Genomic DNA, 17312 nt, shown 5'->3' with positions numbered 1-17312 from the left:
GGGAAGTCCACGCTGATGCGGCGCGCGGTGCGCGGCACCCGCGTCGACTCCCAGGACACCCGCGACCGCTGGGACCACCGCATGCCCCGCTTCCTTCCGTACGCCGTCTACCGCCCCCTGGTCCGCCTGGCCCACTACGCGGGTCTGCGCCGCGAACTGCGCGCCGGCCGGGCGGTCGTCGTCCACGACTGCGGTACGCAGGCCTGGGTGCGGCGCTGGATCGCCCGCGAGGCCCGCCGCCGGGGGGTGAGCCTGCATCTGCTGCTGCTCGACGTCACCCCCCAGCAGGCGCTGGCCGGGCAGCGCGAGCGGGGCCGGGGTGTCTCGCGGTACGCCTTCGGGCGCCATCGCGCGGCGAGCGACCGGCTGTTGCGCGCGGTGGAGCGCGGCCGGCTGCCCGCGGGCTGCGGTTCGGCGGTGCTGATCGACCGGGACGCGGCGAACGCGCTGCGCAGGATCGGCTTCGCGGGCTGACCCGATAATCTTTCCGGCCACAGCAGTGGTTCCAGGCAGGCGGTAGGCGAACGATGGACTTCCCGGCGGACTTCCCGGACCGGACACACCCCCATCCGCACGGCGGGTGGCCCGGCAACGAGCTGGAGGAGGTGCTCTCCGCCTCCCTCGGCGTCCCCTCCGCGGGCGCCAGGATCGTCGAGGTGCTGGGACGCAGCTTCGTCTGGATCCCGCTGCCGAACGGCGGCGGCCCGCACCGCGGGCCGCTGGACCTGCCCACCATGGAGTTCGAGGGCCAGGCCTACGTCCCCGTCTTCAGCTCCGAGGAGCAGTTCCGGCAGATTGTCGGCTCCCACATGGCGTTCACCGTCGCCCCCGCCGTGGAGTTCGCCCGGGGTCTGCCGCCGCAGGCCGGGATCGCGGTGAATCCCGGCGGCGTGGTCTCGGCCCCGCTGCCGCCGGCCGCGGTGGCCGAGCTGTGCCGGTCCGGCCGCGGCCCGCTGGACGGCCCGTCGGGCGGCGGCCGGGTCCGGCTGTTCGAGCCCGACTGGCAGGACGACCCGGTGGACTTCCTCGCCGCGGCCTCGGAGGAGTTCGACGCCATCAGCGTGGTGACCACCGCCCGCCGCTGCCTCGCCGCGATCGAGACGGAGGACCCGGTCCTCTTCGTCGGGGTGGAACTCTCCCACTGGGAGGCCGACGCCCGCACCCTCCCCCTGGACGCCCTCGGCCGGGCCCTGGGCCGCGTCCCCGCCCCCTGGCCGGTCAACCTGATCGTCCTGGACATCGCCCAGGACCCGGTGGCCGACTGGATGCGCAGCCAGGTCCGCCCCTTCCACCAACGCCACCAGTAGCGGGCGCGGGGCTGTCGCGACGACCTGCGGCTGCTCTGCCGCGTGGACGAGATCACCCCCCCCCAGGGGCGCGGGGAACCGCGCGAACAACCACAGCGAACCCGCACTCGCCGCCACCACCACCCGAACTCTCCCGCGCCCCGCACCCCGAGCACCCCGCCCGCCCTTCGCCCCGCACCCCCGCACCACGCGGCTCGCCCCCGCGCACTCAAGCCCCGGCACAGCCCGCCCCGTCCTCCCGCCGGCGGCATAAGCTAGGTTCGACCGCTGGCGAGGTTGTACGGAGGGGCGATACAAAGTGAGCGCTGGCACCGCGGCGGCCGGACAGGTCGAGCACATGCTGCGCCAGGTGACGCCCGGGCGTTACGACGCCTACGAGGCGTTGCTGCGCGCTCTGGCGACCCCGTCCTCCGGCCAGGTCTGGATGCTGCTCTGGCACGGCCAGGCCGGATCCCCCGACGCCCAGTACGGGAACATGGAGGTGGACGGCTTCGGCTACGCGCCCTGCGTCACCTCCGCGCAGGAACTCTCGGCCAGCGGCTGGAACAGGTCCTACGAGGTGGTCGACGGCCTCGAAGCGGCGCGCGCGCTCTACCCCGACCACTACGGACTCTGGCTCAATCCGCACGCCCCGGGCGGTGGGGTCGGCATCCCGTGGCTGGACCTGCGCCGGATCGCCGGCGGCCTGGACCGCCGGCCCGCCGGTCCGCTGAGACTCTCCGAGCCCGCGATCGAGATCCCTCAGTTCTACGCGCTCCTCGCGCAGAACGCCCACCGCACCCCCGCCGTCCGCGGGCTGCGCCGCGCCTGGGTACAGCCCGCGCTGGGCGCCCCGTACCTCGCCATCGGCCTGGACGTGTACGACACCTCTCCGCCCGCCGTGGACGCGGTGCGCGCGATGATGCAGCAGTCCCTCGCCGCGGTCCCGGACGGACTGCCCGTGTCGACCGTCGCGATGTCCGACGAGCACGACCCGGTCGCGATGTGGCTGCGCGCCAACGCCCGCCCCTTCTACGACCGCGAGGCGCACGGCGCCGGCCGGCCCCCCGCCACCGGCTACGGATACCCGCCCGCGCACCAGCGCTGATCGGCACACCGGTGCTGACCGGGCCGTATCCGCGGGGACCCGGCACGAGGCACCGGCCGTGCGCCCCGGCGTGCTGACTCAGCGTCACGGTGTCCACCAGCTGGACGGGAGTGCCGCCCCGATCCGGACCTTGACGCGGACGAGGATGATTTCGCGTCAGATTTCCGGCCATGCGCGCTCAGCTACCAACCCTTGACCCCCGGTCACCTGCGGTTTCACCCGTTCTTCATGGCATCGCACGGCTGCCCGGATACCCTCGGCCGGCAGTCGGCTGTGTCCGGGGGGTTAAATCGCGGCGGCGGAGTGCCTGAGTCATCCCATATGTCAAGTGTTCAGATCTCAGGTAGGTATCACCGCTATCCGGACTGTTCCTGACTGACTGCGAACGTATGTAGTGTTCGGCCGGTCAAGATGCATCCACATAGCGGACCCGGAGTGGCCCCAATATGCGCATAACCAAGTCCCGAGTCGCTCGGGCGATCACGGCCGCGGTGGCGGTCGGACTGATCGCCACGGGCTGCTCCAGTGAACGGGACGCTGACAACGAAAGCGGCGGCGCGAAGGACACCTTCGTCTTCGCCGGTGCCGGCGACCCAGGTTCCCTGGACCCTGCCCTCGCGAGCGACGGTGAAACCTTCCGCGTGACGCGGCAGGCGTTCGAGGCCCTGCTCGAGCACGAGTCCGGCGGCACCGACCTGGTCGGCGGCCTCGCCGAGACCTGGTCGAGCAACGACGCGGGCACCGTCTGGACCTTCAACCTCCGCAAGAACGTGAAGTTCCACGACGGCGAGGCGTTCAACGCGGCGGCCGTGTGCGCCAACTACGACCACTGGTTCAACTGGACGGGCACCTACCAGTCCAGCGCGGTCTCCTACTACTGGCAGACCATCATGGGCGGCTTCGCGAAGAACGAGGACCCGGAGACGCCCGAGGCGAACTACAAGTCCTGCACCGCGAAGGACGAGAACACCGCCGTCATCGAGGTCAAGCAGCCCTCCGCGAACCTCCCCGGCGGCTTCTCCCTCAACGCCCTCGCGATCCACTCGCCGAAGGCCCTCGAGGAGTACAAGAAGCAGGACGCCTCCGCCAAGGGCGACGCCATCACGTACCCCAAGTACAGCCAGGAGGCCGGCACGGTCGCCGGTACCGGCGCGTACAAGATCACGAAGTGGAACAAGGGCAACAGCGAAGTCACCCTCGAGCGTTTCGACGACTACTGGGGTGAGAAGGCCAAGATCAAGAACCTGGTCATCCGCACCATCCCGACCGAAGAGGGCCGCCGTCAGGCGCTCCAGGCCGGTGACATCGACGGCTACGACCTCGTCGCCCCGGCCGACGTCACGACCCTCGAGAAGGAGGGCTACGTCGTCCCGACCCGTGGCGTCTTCAACCTCTTCTACCTCGGTATGAGCCAGTCGGCGAACCCGGCCCTCAAGAAGAAGGAAGTCCGCCAGGCGATCGCGCAGGCGATCGACAAGGAGAACCTGGTCAAGACCCAGCTGCCCGAGGGCGGCAAGGTCGCCGACCAGTTCATGCCGGACACGGTCGCGGGCTACTCCAAGGACGTGAAGCAGTACCCCTTCGACACCGCCGCCTCCAAGGCGCTCCTGAAGAAGGCCGGTGCGGAGAAGCTCACGATCGAGTTCTGCTACCCGACCGAGGTCACCCGCCCGTACATGCCTGCTCCGCAGGACCTGTTCGAGCTGATGAAGGCCGACCTGGAGAAGGCCGGCATCACCGTCAAGCCGAAGGCCATGAAGTGGGCCCCGGACTACCTGGACGCCACCGAGGCGGGCTCCTGCGCCCTGCACATGCTCGGCTGGACCGGTGACTTCAACGACGGCTACAACTTCATCGGCACCTGGTTCGCCGGGTTCGACAAGCAGTGGGGCTTCAAGGACGAGAAGGTCTTCGACGCCGTGAACGCGGGCTCGAAGATGGGCAAGGCCGAGGAGCGCACCGCCGCGTACGAGAAGGCCAACGTGGCCATCATGGACTACCTCCCGGGTGTCCCGATCTCGTCCTCCCCGCCGGCCATCGCCTTCGGCAAGAACGTCAACCCGCCGAACGTCTCCGCGCTGACGCAGGAGATCTTCGCCGAGACGTCCTTCAAGTAGGCACGTAACCGGCAGTAGCACCACCACGGGGGGTCCCCGCCCGGCCGTCGTAACTCGGCGGCCGGGCGGGTCCATTCATGTAAGACATCACGCAAGAAAGGGGCATGCGGGGTGCTGCGTCTCGTCGTACGAAGACTGCTCCAGCTCATACCCACGCTGCTCGGCCTGTCGGTTCTTCTCTTCCTGTGGCTCAACCGGCTGCCTGGTGGACCCGCCTCAGCGATCCTGGGGGAAAAGGCCACCGAGACCGAAGTGGCGCGCATCAACCGTGCGCTCGGGCTGGACCAGCCCGTCTACGTTCAGTACTGGCGCTTCCTCAAGCGCATTTTCGAACTCGACCTGGGAACCTCCACCCAGACCGGACAGCCGGTGTGGGACGAGTTCGTCCTGCGTTTCCCCGCGACCGTGGAGCTGTCCCTCCTCGCGATGATCCTCGCGGTCGCCGTCGGCGTGCCCCTCGGCTACTTCGCGGCCCGCAACCGCGGTGGCTGGCTCGACGTCAGCGCGGTCTCCGGCTCCCTCGTCGGCATCTGCATCCCGGTCTTCTTCCTGGCCCTGATCCTCAAGCAGATCTTCGCCGTCGAGCTCGGGATCTTCCCCAGCTTCGGACGCCAGGACACCGGTATCAACGCCACCGACGTGACCGGCTTCGCCGTCCTGGACGGATTCCTCACAGGGGAGTTCGACGCCGCCTGGGACGCGATCACCCACCTGATCCTGCCCTCGGTCGCCCTGGCCTCCATCCCGCTCGCGGTCATCGTCCGCATGACCCGCGCCAGCGTGCTCGAAGTACAGGACGAGGACTACGTCCGCACCGCCGAGGCCAAGGGCCTCAAGCGGAGCGTCATCCGCAGCCGGCACGTGCTGCGCAACGCGATGCTCCCGGTGGTGACCGCGGTCGGCCTGCTCACCGGCTCCCTGCTGTCCGGCGCGGTCCTGACCGAGTCCGTGTTCTCCTTCGGCGGCATCGGATCCTTCATCCGTCAGGCGATCGACGGGCGTGACTACCCCGTGCTCGTTGGATTCATCATGTTCATCGCGCTGATTTACGTCCTGATCAACTTGCTGGTGGACCTGGCGTACAGCCTCATCGACCCGAGAGTGCGGGTGCACTAATGAGCGTCGCCACCAAAACCGACAAGATCCAGCGCCTCGCCGAACTGGCCGCGGTCAAGGAGACCAGCACCGGGGCCAGCCTGTGGCGGGAGGCGTTCCGGCGCCTCAAGCGCAGCAAGATGGCGGTCATCGGCGCCATCGTCATCGGCCTGTTCATCGTCCTCGCGATCGTCGGGCCGTACATCGCCCCGTTCTCCCCGACCGCGCAGACCTGGCGGAACGAGGTCTTCGCCAACCGGGGCGAGTTCGTCGGGATGCGCTCCGAGAACTGGTTCGGGCTCGACCACCTCGGCCGGGACATGTTCTCCCGCATGCTGGTCGGCGCCCGCCAGACGCTGCTCGTCGGTGTCGTCGCCACGATGATCGGCTTGATCATCGGCTTCGTGATCGGCGGCCTCTCCGGTGCCTTCGCCACCCTCGGCGGTGACACCGGCAGGCGCATCGACTCCGTCATCATGCGTTTCATCGACATGATGCTGGCGATGCCGTCGCTGCTGCTGGCCGTCTCCATCGCCGCCGTCATGGGGCAGTCACTGACCACCGTGATGATCGCCGTCGGTGTCGTCCAGATCCCGGTGTTCGCCCGGCTGCTGCGCGGCTCCATGCTGGCCCAGGGCAGCGCGGACTACGTACTGGCCGCCAAGTCCCTCGGCGTGCGCAAGCGGCGCATCGTCCTGTCGCAGATCATCCCGAACTCGCTCAGCCCGGTGATCGTGCAGGCCACGCTCTCCCTGGCCACCGCGATCATCGAGGCCGCCGCCCTGTCCTACCTGGGCCTCGGCAACCCCGACCCGGCCATCCCCGAGTGGGGCGTCATGCTCACCCAGGCGCAGCGCTTCTTCGACAACGCGCCGATGATGGCGGTCTACCCCGCCGTCGGCATCATCATCACCGCCCTCGGCTTCACCCTCCTCGGCGAGGCCATGCGGGAAGCCCTCGACCCGAAGCTGAGGGGCTGAACCACCATGTCTCTGCTCACTGTCGACGAACTGACCATCACCTTCGGCGGTCACGGCCGTAAGGAGTCCCGGGCGGTCGACGGCGTCTCCTTCGAGGTCGACCAGGGCCAGGTCGTGGGCCTGGTCGGCGAGTCCGGCTGCGGAAAGTCCGTCACCTCGCTGGCCCTGATGGGCCTGCTGCCCCACAAGGGTGTCAAGATCGGCGGACGTGCCGCGTTCGACGGCACGGACCTGTTCACGATGAGCCCGTCCGCCCGCCGTGACCTGCGCGGCAGCCAGATGGCCATGATCTTCCAGGACCCGCTGTCCTCCCTCAACCCGGTCGTACCGGTCGGGGTGCAGGTCACCGAGATCCTGGAGCGCCACCGCGGGATGAAGGGCGAGGCCGCCCGCAAGGAGGCCGCGCACCTGCTGGACCGGGTCGGCATTCCCGACCCGACCCGGCGGCTCAAGGAGTACCCGCACCAGATGTCCGGCGGTATGCGCCAGCGCGCGCTGATCGCCATGGCGGTGGCCTGCGCCCCGAGCATGCTCATCGCCGACGAGCCCACCACGGCGCTCGACGTGACGATCCAGGCGCAGATCCTGGAACTGCTCAAGGAACTCGTGGACCAGGAGGGCACCGCCCTGCTGATGATCACCCATGACCTCGGTGTGGTCGCCGGTCTCTGCGACCAGGTCAACGTGCTCTACGCGGGCAAGGTCGTCGAGTCCGCCGGGCGCCGCGAACTGTTCACCCACCCCACCCACCCCTACGCGCACGGACTGCTGGGTTCCATCCCGCGTCTGGACGCCCCCCGGGGCGAGGCGCTCAAGCCCATCCGCGGCTCCATCAACGACCGCATCGCCTGGGCCGACGGCTGCGCCTTCGCGCCCCGCTGCGACCGGTACGAGCTGGGCTGCCTGACCGGCACCCCGCCGCTCACCGAGCCGCGCGCGACCGGTCATCAGGTGCGGTGCGTCCACCCCGTACTCGATGACGCGAAGGCCGAGGAGGTCCCCGCATGAGCCTGCTCGAACTGGACGGCGTCAAGGTCCATTTCCCCATCAAGAAGGGTGTCCTGTTCGACCGCACGGTCGGCCACGTCTACGCCGTGGACGGGATCTCCCTGAAGGTCGAGGCCGGCCAGACCTACGGCCTGGTCGGCGAGTCCGGCTGCGGCAAGACCACCCTCGGGCGGTCGGTGCTGCGGCTGGTGGACATCACGGAGGGCTCGGTCGTCCTCGACGGCACCGACCTCGCTAAGCTGCCGAGCGAGGAGATGCGCCGCTTCCGGCGCCGGCTCCAGATGGTCTTCCAGGACCCGCTGGGCTCGCTCAACCCCCGGCAGAACATCGAGTCGATCCTGTCCGAGGGCATGGTCGCCCATGGCATCGGCAAGGACCAGGAGGAGCGCCGGGAGAAGATCAAGTCGATCCTGGACAAGGTCGGCCTGCCCTCCAACGCGCTCGCGCGCTACCCGCACGAGTTCTCCGGCGGCCAGCGCCAGCGCATCGGCATCGCCCGCGCCCTCGTCCTCGAACCCGACGTGATCATCTGCGACGAGCCGGTCTCCGCGCTCGACGTGTCGGTCCAGGCCCAGGTCATCAACCTGCTGGAGGAACTCCAGGAGGAGCTCGGCCTGACCTATCTGGTGATCGCCCACGACCTCGCGGTGGTCCGGCACATCTCCGACACGATCGGCGTGATGTACCTGGGCTCGCTGGTCGAGGAGGCGCCGAGCGACGCGCTCTACGCCGAGCCGAAGCACCCGTACACCAAGGCCCTGATGTCGGCCGTGCCGGTGCCCGACCCGGAGGTGGAGGACCGGCGCGAGCGCATCCTGCTCATCGGCGACCTGCCCTCCCCGGCGAACCCGCCGAGCGGCTGCCGCTTCCACACCCGCTGCCCGTGGGCGCAGGCCGAGCGGTGCGGGACCGAGCGGCCGGAGCTGCGGGACGTCGGCGGCGGCCACCGGGTGGCCTGCCACTACACCGAGGAGATCGCGGCCGGGACGCTGAAGCGGACCACCGGCGAGGTCGTCCCGGCCACGCGCGAGGGCGTGGAGGACGTGCCGCCGACCCTGCCGGAGCAGGCCGAGAAGGCGGAGGCGGCGGTCGGCAAGGCCGAGCAGGCGGCGAAGGCCGTGCGGGCCGACGAGGTCCGGGCGACGGACGAGGCCGAGAAGTCTCCGGACGCCGGTACGACCGAGAAGGCGACGGCCGGGACCGCGAAGACGGACACCGAGAAGGCGGACCACGTCGGGAAGGCCGACGTCGAGAAGGCGGACAAGGCCGAGAAGGCCGACGAAGCCGGCTGATCCGCTGGAGACAGCAAGCTCACCTCAGCCCTCGCCTTGTTTTGCAAGGCGAGGGCTGCTTGTTGAGTAAGAATGTATGAGTGCTCCAGCAACTGTTCAGTCCGTCCGTTCTGCACTTGCTCGACCTGATGGGCATCTTCGTCTTCGCGATCTCCGGCGCCCTGATGGCCGTGCGCAAGAACTTCGACGTCTTCGGCATCGCCGTGATGGCCGAGGTCACCGCGCTGGGCGGAGGGCTCTTCCGTGATCTGGTCATCGGTGCCGTGCCGCCCGCCGCCTTCACGGACCTGGGCTACTTCGTCACGCCGCTCTTCGCCGCGTCCCTGGTGTTCTTCCTCCACCCGCACGTGGAGCGCATCCAGGTCGGCGTCAACGTCTTCGACGCGGCCGGCCTCGGCCTCTTCTGCGTCGTGGGAACCACCAAGGCCTATGACTACGGGCTCGGCCTGACCGCCTCCGCCTGCCTGGGCCTGGCCACCGCGGTCGGTGGCGGCGTACTGCGCGACGTGCTCGCCAACGAGGTGCCCTCACTGCTGCGCTGGGACCGTGATCTGTACGCGGTTCCGGCCATCGTCGGAGCCTCCATGGTCGCGTTGTGCATCCGCTACGACGTGCTGAACCCGACGACCAGCTCGCTCGCCGCGGTCACGGCCTTCGTGCTGCGGCTGCTCGCGATGCGCTACCACTGGCGGGCGCCCCGGGCCTGGCACCGCCGTTCGACGGTCCGCGAGGAGTAGCGGCGATGCGCGCCGCCCACAAAGCTACCGCTTAGTATTTTCTTCTTGTACTGTTCAGCCATGTCAGAAGCAGCCTCCGCCCAGGTGACCCGGGCCCTGATCGGTGCCAGCGAGTTCGACCGCGACACCGCCCTCACCCCGCGTGCGCCCGGCGTCTACGACATCGACCTCTCCGCCGGCTGGACGATCATCAACGCCGTCAACGGCGGTTACCTGCTGGCCGTGCTGGGCCGCGCGCTCGCGGACGCCCTGCCGCACTCCGACCCGTTCACCATCTCCGCGCACTATCTGACCGCTTCCCAGCCGGGCCCGGCGGTCGTCCGCACCGAGACCGTGCGCACCGGACGAACCCTGTCGACCGGTCAGGCGTCCCTGTTCCAGCGGGACGAGGAGGGCCGGGAGACCGAGCGCATCCGTGTCCTCGCCTCCTACGGCGACCTGGACTCCCTCCCGGACGACGTCCGCACGACGGCAGAGCCTCCCGCGATACCGCCGATGGAGCGGTGCCTCGGTCCCGACGACGGCCCGGCCCCCGTCGACGGCAGCTCCGCCATCGCCGACCGCCTGATGCTCAAGCTCGACCCCTCCACCCTGGGCTGGGCCCTCGGGCAGCCGTCCGGCAAGGGGGAGATGCGGGCCTGGTTCGGCCTCGCCGACGGCCGGGACCCCGACCCGTTCGCCCTGCTGCTCGCGGTGGACGCCCTGCCGCCGACCGCCTTCGAACTGGGCCTCTCCGGCTGGGTCCCCACGGTGGAGCTCACCGCCCACATCCGCTCCCGCCCCGCCCCCGGCCCCCTGCGCGTCGCGATCACCACCCGCAACCTCGCCGGCGGCTTCCTGGAGGAGGACGCCGAGGTCTGGGACAGCAGGGACCGCCTGGTCGCCCAGTCCCGCCAGCTGGCAAGGGTGCGGCTGGCGTAGATCCAGCCCGTCCGGCGCTCGAGGACGAGGCCCGAAGGGCCGAAAGGGGGGTCTGGGGGCACAGCCCCCAGGGACCGGACGGGAAGGGGCGGCGGGGACGAAAGAAGCCCTCACCCGCCCCCGTCCGGCTGGTCGAGCCAATGCGCCCGCCCGATCCCGATCAACCGCATCTGCCGGGCGGCAACCCGTGACACCCGCTCCCACTCCCGCGCTCCCTCCAGCAGGAGCGACGCAGTCCCCAGCATCAGATCCACATACAACTGCGCCAGCATCAGCACATCCTCCCGGCTCCACCCCGCCGACACCGCGTCCGCGGCCAGGGCCTCCGCGACCTCCGCGGTGAACAGCCCCAGCTGCCCGTGGATCGCCTCCCGCACCGGCCGCACCCCGCCGTGCCGTTCACGGGTGACAAAACGGACGTGCGCGGGGTACGCGTCCACATGACCGACGATCAGATCGATGGCACGCGCGATGCGTTCCTCCCCGTCGCCGATCGTGGACACCGTCGTCCGGATCATCGGGTGCAGGCTGCCCAGCGCCTCCTCGACCAGGGCCACGCCCAGATCCTCGACCGACCGGAAGTGCCGGTAGAAGGCGGTCGGAGCGATCCCCGCGGCGCGGGTGACCTCCCGCAGGCCCAGGCTGCTCAGACTCTGCCCCTCGAGCAGTTCCAGCGCCGCGTCGAGCAGCGCCTGCCGGGTCTTCTGTTTCCGGGCCTGCCGGACGCCGGGGAGGTGACTCATGCCATGCAGTCAACAACTGTTCTCCGTACGGCGGAAGTGAGGGCATCGTTAGACTGGGTAGTCAGTGCACAGATGTACCTCAATGCAGGCACGAGCGTTCACCGACACCTGGAGGACCCCCTCATGCTCTTCCTCGTCGCCGCGCTGATGCTCCTGGGCGTCGCCCTGGGCGCCGTGGCCCACGCCCCGCTGTCCTTCTCCCTCGTGGCCGGCGCGGTCATCGCCGTCTGGCTCGCCGTCTTCGCCCTGCGCGAGCGCCAGGGCCGCCGACGCGGCACCCCGGCGCGCTGACCTCCCGGAGCCGACCTCCGACACCCCCGACCTGTGGGAGCCGATCACCATGCAACTCACCGCACCGGCCGCCCGCCGTACCGGAATCCACGACGCCGACGGGATGGCCGTCGCTTCCTTCGTCCTGGGCCTGCTGGGCCTGCTCGTCCTCAACGTCTTCCTCGGCCCGACCGCCATCGTCCTGGCGGCCCTCGCGCTCCGGCGGGGCACCCCCCGACGGGGCCGCGCCCTCCTCGGCCTCGGGCTCGGTGTCGCCGACCTCCTCGTTCTCGCGGCGTTCATGCAGGCGGACGGCACGATCTCGTGGAGCTTCTGAGCCGCCGTCCGGAACCGGCCACCCGCGATCCGTGGCCGGTGCACCGGGCCCCGTAGAATCGGCCCCACCATGGCTTACCTCGACCACGCCGCGACCACTCCGATGCTCCCCGAGGCGGTCGAGGCGCTCACCGCGCACCTGGGCGTCACCGGCAACGCCTCCTCCCTCCACGCGGCCGGACGCCGCGCCCGGCGCACCGTCGAGGAGGCCCGCGAAGCCCTCGCCGAAGCGCTCGGCGCCCGCCCCAGCGAGATCGTCTTCACCTCCGGCGGTACGGAGGCCGACAACCTCGCCGTGAAGGGCCTGTACTGGTCCCGCCGTGACGCCGATCCGGTGCGCACCCGGGTTCTCGCCAGTCCCGTCGAGCACCATGCCGTCCTCGACGCGGTCCACTGGCTCGGCGAGCACGAGGGCGCGACCGTCGAGTACCTGCCCGTCGACTCCCACGGCCGGGTCCACCCGGACACCCTGCGCCAGGCCATCGCCCGCAACCCCGGCGATGTCGCCCTCGCCACCGTCATGTGGGCCAACAACGAGATCGGCACGATCCTGCCGGTCCGTGAACTCGCCGAGGCGGCAGCCGAGTTCGGCGTCCCCCTGCACTCCGACGCGGTCCAGGCCTTCGGTCAGACCCCCGTGGACTTCGCCACCTCCGGGCTCGCCGCGATGACCGTCTCCGGCCACAAGATCGGCGGTCCGTACGGCATCGGCGCACTGGTCCTCGGGCGCGAGCACACCCCCGTACCCGTCCTGCACGGTGGTGGTCAGGAGCGTCATGTGCGCTCCGGCACCCTCGACGTCCCCGCCGTCGCCTCCTTCGCGGTCGCCGGACGGCTCGCCGCCGTGCGGCGGGAGTGGTTCGCCCGTGAGATCGGGCGGCTGCGCGACGACCTGGTCGCGGCGGTCCGGGCGGCCGTACCCGACGCCGTCCTCGGCGGTGACCCCGCGCCGGGCGGGCGACTTCCGGCCAACGCCCACTTCACCTTCCCCGGGTGTGAGGGGGATTCGCTGCTGCTTCTGCTGGACGCCCAGGGCATCGAGTGCTCCACCGGCTCCGCCTGCACCGCCGGAGTCGCCCAGCCCAGCCACGTCCTGCTGGCCACCGGGGTGGACCCCGATCTGGCCCGGGGGACGCTGCGATTCTCCCTGGGGCACACGTCCACGGAGGCCGACGTCGAGGCGCTGGCGAAGGCCATCGGGCCTGCGGTGGAGCGGGCCCGGGCGGCGGGGCTGAGCTGAGGGGTGTTCTCGCCCCCCGCCCCTTCCCGCGCCCCTGAGGGGTGCGGTGGTGCGCGCTCCTAGGGGAGCGCCTTGGTGTCCGGTGCCGTCGGCTGGGTGGTGCGGGCCGCGCGGACGAGCTTCAGGTAGCGGTTCCAGTCCCAGTGGGGGCCCGGGTCGGTGTGGTCCGTGCCGGGGACCTCGACGTGGCCGACGATGTGTTCCCGGTCGACGGGGATGTCGTAGCGGGCGCATATGCGGGCCGTGAGACGGGCCGAGGCCTTGTACATCTCGTCCGTGAGGTCCTCGGGGCGGTCCACGAAGCCCTCGTGCTCGATGCCGATGCTGCGCTCGTTGTAGTCGCGGTTGCCCGCGTGGTACGCCACGTCCAGCTCGCGGATCATCTGGGTGATGCGGCCGTCCTGGCCGACGATGTAGTGCGTGGACGCCTTGTGCCCCGGGTCCTGGAAGGCCTGCACCGCACTGTCGAAGCTGCCCTGCGTGACATGGACGATCACCATGTCCACATCGAAGTCGTCCGGCCGGTCCGCGCGCCGCCAATTGGCCTCCGAGGCCGCCACCCAGCGGGCACCCGCATAGTCGACCACGCCCTGCTTGCGCGGCTTCTCGACGCCGGGCACGCGCCACCACAGCCGCGCCAGCTCGTCCCGCGCCAGCACCGCCGTGCCCGTCGCGGCCGCCAGCCCGCCCACGATCAGGGACCGCCGCCCGATGCGCCGGTCCCCGTCCTCGGATGCTCGGTTCTCCCCCATGTGATCCTGAACGGATACCCGGCGGCCGTGGTTCCCGTCTCCCCGTACCCTTGAAGGGTTATGACTGACATCCCGCAGCCCTCCCGCCCCCTCCGCGTCCTGGCCGCCATGTCCGGCGGAGTCGACTCCGCCGTCGCCGCCGCCCGCGCGGCCGAAGCGGGTCACGACGTCACCGGAGTCCATCTCGCGCTCTCCGCGAACCCGCAGTCGTTCCGTACCGGCGCGCGGGGCTGTTGCACCATCGAGGACTCGCGCGACGCCCGCCGTGCCGCCGACGTCATCGGCATCCCGTTCTACGTGTGGGACCTCGCCGACCGGTTCCGCGAGGACGTCGTCGAGGACTTCGTCGCCGAGTACGAGGCCGGCCGCACCCCCAACCCGTGCCTGCGCTGCAACGAGAAGATCAAGTTCGCCGCCCTGCTGGACAAGGCGCTCGCGCTCGGCTTCGACGCGGTCTGCACCGGCCACTACGCCCAGGTGATCCTGCGCGAGGACGGCACCCGCGAACTGCACCGCGCCTCCGACATGGCCAAGGACCAGAGCTACGTCCTCGGTGTCCTCGACGACCGCCAGCTCGCCCACGCGATGTTCCCCCTCGGTGACACGGTCACCACCAAGGAGGAGATCCGCGCGGAGGCCGAGCGCAGAGGGCTGGCCGTCGCCAAGAAGCCGGACTCGCACGACATCTGCTTCATCGCCGACGGCGACACCCAGGGGTTCCTCGCGAACCGGCTCGGAAAGGCCGAGGGCGACATCGTCGACGAGTCCGGCAGCAAGGTCGGTACCCACGAGGGCGCGTACGGCTTCACCATCGGCCAGCGCAAGGGCCTGCGCATCGGCACCCCCGCCCCCGACGGCAAGCCCCGCTACGTCCTCGACATCTCCCCGGTGGACAACACGGTCACGGTCGGCCCGGCGTCCGCCCTCGACGTCAACGCCCTCACCGCGATCAAGCCCCGCTGGTGCGGCACCGCCCCGTCCGGCCCCGGCACCTACACCGCCCAGCTGCGCGCCCACGGCGGCGAGACCGGCGTGACGGCGGAAGTCGTCGACGGCTCCCTCGAGGTCTCCTTCACCGAGCCCGTCCGCGGTGTCGCCCCCGGCCAGGCGATCGTCCTGTACGACGGCACCCGCGTGGTCGGCTCGGCGACGATCGCGTCGACGGTGCGGGCGACGGCAGACGTGGTCTGAGCGCTCGCGCCGCGCGACGGCGGACGCCGCGAGCCGAACGCCGCCCGCCCGGGGGAGCCGGGCGGGCCGCTCAGCGCGCGAAGAAGTCCGCCAGGACCGGGGCCAGGACGTCCGGTTCGACCATGTGGGTCTGGCCCTCCAGGGTGCGGTACGTGCCCCGGGGGACGGACTCCGCGATCGCCCGCGCGGCCTCACGCATCCATGCCGGGCTCGCGTCCCCCGCGATCGACAGCACCGGCACGGGGATCGCCGACAGCAGCTCGCGCGGCACGCTCCCGTCGCCCATCACGGCGTCGTCGTACGCGAGGCTCGACGCCATCGACTCCATCCCGGCCCACATCGGGGACTGCCGGGCGCCCTCGATGACCGCCTCGCCCAGCCCGGTCAGCCGCAGGAAGAGTTCCACCGCGTCCCCGCGCCGCCCCTCGTCGAGCGCCGCCGTCAGCTCCTCGGTGTACCGCGCGCGTTCCTCCAGGTCGTCGGCCGACATCGCGTACGGCGTCTCGTAGACGGCGACGTGGCGCACCGGCAGCCCGCTCGCCGCCGCCCTGAGCGCCAGCGCACCCCCCGAGGAGACGCCGTACAGCGCCGCCTCGCCGCCCAGCGACTCGATCAGCGCCGCCAGGTCCTCGACCTCGCGCTCCACCGCGTACGGCGCCGTGTCGCCGCTCGCGCCGCGGCCCCGGCGGTCGTACACGACCACCCGGAACCGCTCGGACAGGGGAGCCGCCAGCGGCGCCACCGTGGCGCCCGTCGACATCGCGCCGCTCACCAGGACGATCGTGGGCCCCCGCCCGGCGCTCTCGTAGGCCAGGGACGTGCCGTCGCGGGAAGAGATGTTCTTGTCCATGTCTCACCAGACTGCCGCACGGCGCTGATTTCATCGCGGAAGCGGGCGGCGCGTCCGCCGATCGCAACCCTTCTACGCGATCATCTGATTCCTTTCGTGGAGACCCTGGCCTTCAGGCCGGGGAGGAAACGCAATCCCTGCGGAACCCCGCCCCGACCAGCAGGTTTGATCCTTACGAAAGTCTCTATTAGTTTGTGAGTCGTGATCACGACTCACGTGAAGCGGGCGTTCAAGTACCGCTTCCATCCGACGGATGCGCAGGCGGCCGAGCTGTCGCGCACCTTCGGCTGCGTGCGGAAGGTCTACAACCTGGCGCTCCGGGCCCGCACCGAGGCGTGGGCCCGGCAGGAGCGCATCAACTACAACGCCACCTCGGCGATGCTGACGGCCTGGAAGAAGACCGAGGAGCTGGCGTTCCTGAACGACGTCTCCTCGGTCCCGCTCCAGCAGTGCCTGCGGCACTTGCAGACAGCGTTCGCGAACTTCTTCGCCAAGCGGGCCAAGTACCCGCGCTTCAAGTCGCGGAAGAAGTCCCGGAAGTCGGCGGAGTACACCACCTCCGGATTCCGGTTCCGCGACGGGCGGCTGACGCTGGCGAAGATGGCGGAGCCGCTGGACATCCGCTGGTCGCGTCCGCTTCCCGGAGGCGCGTCGCTGTCCATGGTGACGGTGTCGCAGGATGCGGCGGGACGCTGGTTCGTGTCCCTGCTGTGCGAGGACCCCTCCGTCCGGCCGCTGCCTGTCAGTAGCAACGCCGTCGGCGTGGATGTCGGCCTGGACCACCTGCTGACCCTCTCGACCGGGGAGAAGATCGCCAACCCTCGGCACGAGCGCAAGGACCGGGCCCGTCTCGCGAAGGCTCAGCGGCAGCTCGCCCGTAGGGCCAGGGGTGACGGGGCGAACCGGGCCAAGGCCCGCCGGAAGGTCGCCCGTGTGCACGCCCGCATCACTGACCGCAGGCGTGATCACCTGCACAAACTCACCACTCGGCTCGTTCGTGAGAACCAAACGATCGTGATCGAGGACCTGACCGTCCGGAACATGATGAAGAACGGCAGGCTGGCCAGGGCCATCAGCGATGCGGCCTGGTCGGAGTTCCGCAGCATGCTGGAGTACAAGGCGCAGTGGTACGGCCGCGAAGTGATCGCGGTCGACCGCTTCTTCCCCTCCTCCAGGCTGTGCTCGACCTGCGGCGCCTTGCAGGGCAGGATGCCGCTGAACGTCCGTACGTGGACGTGTGACTGTGGAATGACCCACGACCGCGATGTGAACGCGGCGAAGAGCCTTCTGGCCGTCGGGCTGACGGCATCTGTCTGTGGAGCTGGTGTAAGACCTCAACGGAGTACTCCGGGCGGGCGGTCGGCGGTGAAGCAGAAACCCCAGCGG

18 protein-coding genes are annotated in these 17312 nt (G+C 70.4%); 15 read left to right on the top strand and 3 right to left on the bottom strand.

Annotated elements, in window-relative coordinates:
• From B9S61_RS26540 to B9S61_RS26495, 10 genes are all read left to right on the top strand, one after another.
• A partial coding sequence (locus B9S61_RS26540; RefSeq protein WP_103544505.1) for an ATP-binding protein occupies window positions 1-474 on the top strand: 474 nt, incomplete at its 5' end.
• A 53-nt stretch (window positions 475-527) separates the two neighbouring features.
• Window positions 528-1307, top strand: a complete 780-nt coding sequence (locus tag B9S61_RS26535) for an enhanced serine sensitivity protein SseB (protein WP_103544502.1) — start codon at window positions 528-530, stop codon at window positions 1305-1307.
• 337 nt (window positions 1308-1644) lie between these two features.
• Window positions 1645-2394: an enhanced serine sensitivity protein SseB C-terminal domain-containing protein gene (locus B9S61_RS26530; RefSeq protein WP_103544504.1), complete on the top strand. Its 750-nt coding sequence runs from the start codon at window positions 1645-1647 to the stop codon at window positions 2392-2394.
• A 446-nt stretch (window positions 2395-2840) separates the two neighbouring features.
• A complete protein-coding gene (locus B9S61_RS26525) occupies window positions 2841-4511 on the top strand; it encodes an ABC transporter substrate-binding protein (protein WP_103544501.1) in 1671 nt (556 codons plus the stop codon).
• A gap of 111 nt (window positions 4512-4622) precedes the next feature.
• Window positions 4623-5627, top strand: coding sequence for an ABC transporter permease (locus B9S61_RS26520; RefSeq protein WP_103544500.1), 1005 nt, complete (start codon window positions 4623-4625; stop codon window positions 5625-5627).
• Window positions 5627-6586, top strand: coding sequence for an ABC transporter permease (locus tag B9S61_RS26515; RefSeq protein WP_103544499.1), 960 nt, complete (start codon window positions 5627-5629; stop codon window positions 6584-6586). The genes B9S61_RS26520 and B9S61_RS26515 overlap by 1 nt, the downstream gene beginning before the upstream one ends.
• Before the next feature lie 6 nt (window positions 6587-6592).
• Entirely contained in the window at window positions 6593-7594 is a 1002-nt protein-coding gene (locus tag B9S61_RS26510) for an ABC transporter ATP-binding protein (protein ID WP_103544498.1), read from the top strand.
• Window positions 7591-8886 carry an ABC transporter ATP-binding protein gene (locus B9S61_RS26505; protein WP_103544497.1) on the top strand — a complete coding sequence of 432 codons (1296 nt, stop codon included), beginning with the start codon at window positions 7591-7593 and terminating at the stop codon, window positions 8884-8886. Before B9S61_RS26510 ends, B9S61_RS26505 begins: the two co-directional genes overlap by 4 nt.
• A gap of 80 nt (window positions 8887-8966) precedes the next feature.
• The gene (locus B9S61_RS26500) at window positions 8967-9623 is read left to right on the top strand and encodes a trimeric intracellular cation channel family protein (protein ID WP_103544496.1); all 657 of its coding nucleotides are present in this window, start codon (window positions 8967-8969) and stop codon (window positions 9621-9623) included.
• Window positions 9624-9683: 60 nt separating this feature from the next.
• Window positions 9684-10544 carry a thioesterase family protein gene (locus B9S61_RS26495; protein WP_103544495.1) on the top strand — a complete coding sequence of 287 codons (861 nt, stop codon included), beginning with the start codon at window positions 9684-9686 and terminating at the stop codon, window positions 10542-10544.
• Between the two features lie 110 nt (window positions 10545-10654).
• On the opposite strand, the gene B9S61_RS26485 is transcribed toward B9S61_RS26495, so the two are convergent.
• Window positions 10655-11287 carry a TetR family transcriptional regulator gene (locus B9S61_RS26485; protein ID WP_103544494.1) on the bottom strand — a complete coding sequence of 211 codons (633 nt, stop codon included), beginning with the start codon at window positions 11285-11287 and terminating at the stop codon, window positions 10655-10657.
• A 123-nt stretch (window positions 11288-11410) separates the two neighbouring features.
• Here B9S61_RS26485 and B9S61_RS26480 point away from each other — a divergent pair, with 123 nt between their 5' ends.
• From B9S61_RS26480 to B9S61_RS26470, 3 genes are all read left to right on the top strand, one after another.
• Window positions 11411-11578, top strand: coding sequence for a hypothetical protein (locus B9S61_RS26480; RefSeq protein ID WP_103544493.1), 168 nt, complete (start codon window positions 11411-11413; stop codon window positions 11576-11578).
• A gap of 49 nt (window positions 11579-11627) precedes the next feature.
• Window positions 11628-11894, top strand: a complete 267-nt coding sequence (locus B9S61_RS26475; protein WP_103544492.1) for a DUF4190 domain-containing protein — start codon at window positions 11628-11630, stop codon at window positions 11892-11894.
• 69 nt (window positions 11895-11963) lie between these two features.
• Window positions 11964-13133 (top strand): cysteine desulfurase family protein, encoded by a 1170-nt coding sequence (locus tag B9S61_RS26470; protein WP_103544491.1) that lies wholly within the window; start codon window positions 11964-11966, stop codon window positions 13131-13133.
• A 59-nt stretch (window positions 13134-13192) separates the two neighbouring features.
• On the opposite strand, the gene B9S61_RS26465 is transcribed toward B9S61_RS26470, so the two are convergent.
• Window positions 13193-13885: an N-acetylmuramoyl-L-alanine amidase gene (locus tag B9S61_RS26465; protein ID WP_103544490.1), complete on the bottom strand. Its 693-nt coding sequence runs from the start codon at window positions 13883-13885 to the stop codon at window positions 13193-13195.
• 60 nt (window positions 13886-13945) lie between these two features.
• On the opposite strand from B9S61_RS26465, the gene mnmA reads away from it, so the two are divergent.
• Window positions 13946-15076 (top strand): tRNA 2-thiouridine(34) synthase MnmA, encoded by a 1131-nt coding sequence (mnmA, locus tag B9S61_RS26460; protein ID WP_103544489.1) that lies wholly within the window; start codon window positions 13946-13948, stop codon window positions 15074-15076.
• A gap of 70 nt (window positions 15077-15146) precedes the next feature.
• Here mnmA and B9S61_RS26455 read toward each other — a convergent pair whose 3' ends face one another.
• Entirely contained in the window at window positions 15147-15926 is a 780-nt protein-coding gene (locus tag B9S61_RS26455; protein ID WP_103544488.1) for an alpha/beta fold hydrolase, read from the bottom strand.
• Window positions 15927-16127: 201 nt separating this feature from the next.
• On the opposite strand from B9S61_RS26455, the gene B9S61_RS26450 reads away from it, so the two are divergent.
• A partial coding sequence (locus B9S61_RS26450; RefSeq protein ID WP_103544503.1) for an RNA-guided endonuclease TnpB family protein occupies window positions 16128-17312 on the top strand: 1185 nt, incomplete at its 3' end.

Source organism: Streptomyces sp. SM1 (assembly GCF_002910825.1).
In the GTDB taxonomy this organism is placed as follows: domain Bacteria; phylum Actinomycetota; class Actinomycetes; order Streptomycetales; family Streptomycetaceae; genus Streptomyces; species Streptomyces okerensis.
Note: the sequence above shows the minus strand (reverse complement) of the source record. Positions and strands in the feature narration are given on the sequence as shown.

Coding starts and splice junctions, on each gene's coding strand:
- B9S61_RS26510 (WP_103544498.1), top strand. CDS start 6,593: ATGTCTCTGCTCACTGTCGACGAACTGACCATCACCTTCGGCGGTCAC.
- B9S61_RS26455 (WP_103544488.1), bottom strand. CDS start 15,926: ATGGACAAGAACATCTCTTCCCGCGACGGCACGTCCCTGGCCTACGAG.
- B9S61_RS26475 (WP_103544492.1), top strand. CDS start 11,628: ATGCAACTCACCGCACCGGCCGCCCGCCGTACCGGAATCCACGACGCC.
- B9S61_RS26515 (WP_103544499.1), top strand. CDS start 5,627: ATGAGCGTCGCCACCAAAACCGACAAGATCCAGCGCCTCGCCGAACTG.
- B9S61_RS26505 (WP_103544497.1), top strand. CDS start 7,591: ATGAGCCTGCTCGAACTGGACGGCGTCAAGGTCCATTTCCCCATCAAG.
- B9S61_RS26535 (WP_103544502.1), top strand. CDS start 528: ATGGACTTCCCGGCGGACTTCCCGGACCGGACACACCCCCATCCGCAC.
- B9S61_RS26470 (WP_103544491.1), top strand. CDS start 11,964: ATGGCTTACCTCGACCACGCCGCGACCACTCCGATGCTCCCCGAGGCG.
- B9S61_RS26485 (WP_103544494.1), bottom strand. CDS start 11,287: ATGAGTCACCTCCCCGGCGTCCGGCAGGCCCGGAAACAGAAGACCCGG.
- mnmA (WP_103544489.1), top strand. CDS start 13,946: ATGACTGACATCCCGCAGCCCTCCCGCCCCCTCCGCGTCCTGGCCGCC.
- B9S61_RS26530 (WP_103544504.1), top strand. CDS start 1,645: ATGCTGCGCCAGGTGACGCCCGGGCGTTACGACGCCTACGAGGCGTTG.
- B9S61_RS26480 (WP_103544493.1), top strand. CDS start 11,411: ATGCTCTTCCTCGTCGCCGCGCTGATGCTCCTGGGCGTCGCCCTGGGC.
- B9S61_RS26465 (WP_103544490.1), bottom strand. CDS start 13,885: ATGGGGGAGAACCGAGCATCCGAGGACGGGGACCGGCGCATCGGGCGG.
- B9S61_RS26495 (WP_103544495.1), top strand. CDS start 9,684: ATGTCAGAAGCAGCCTCCGCCCAGGTGACCCGGGCCCTGATCGGTGCC.
- B9S61_RS26525 (WP_103544501.1), top strand. CDS start 2,841: ATGCGCATAACCAAGTCCCGAGTCGCTCGGGCGATCACGGCCGCGGTG.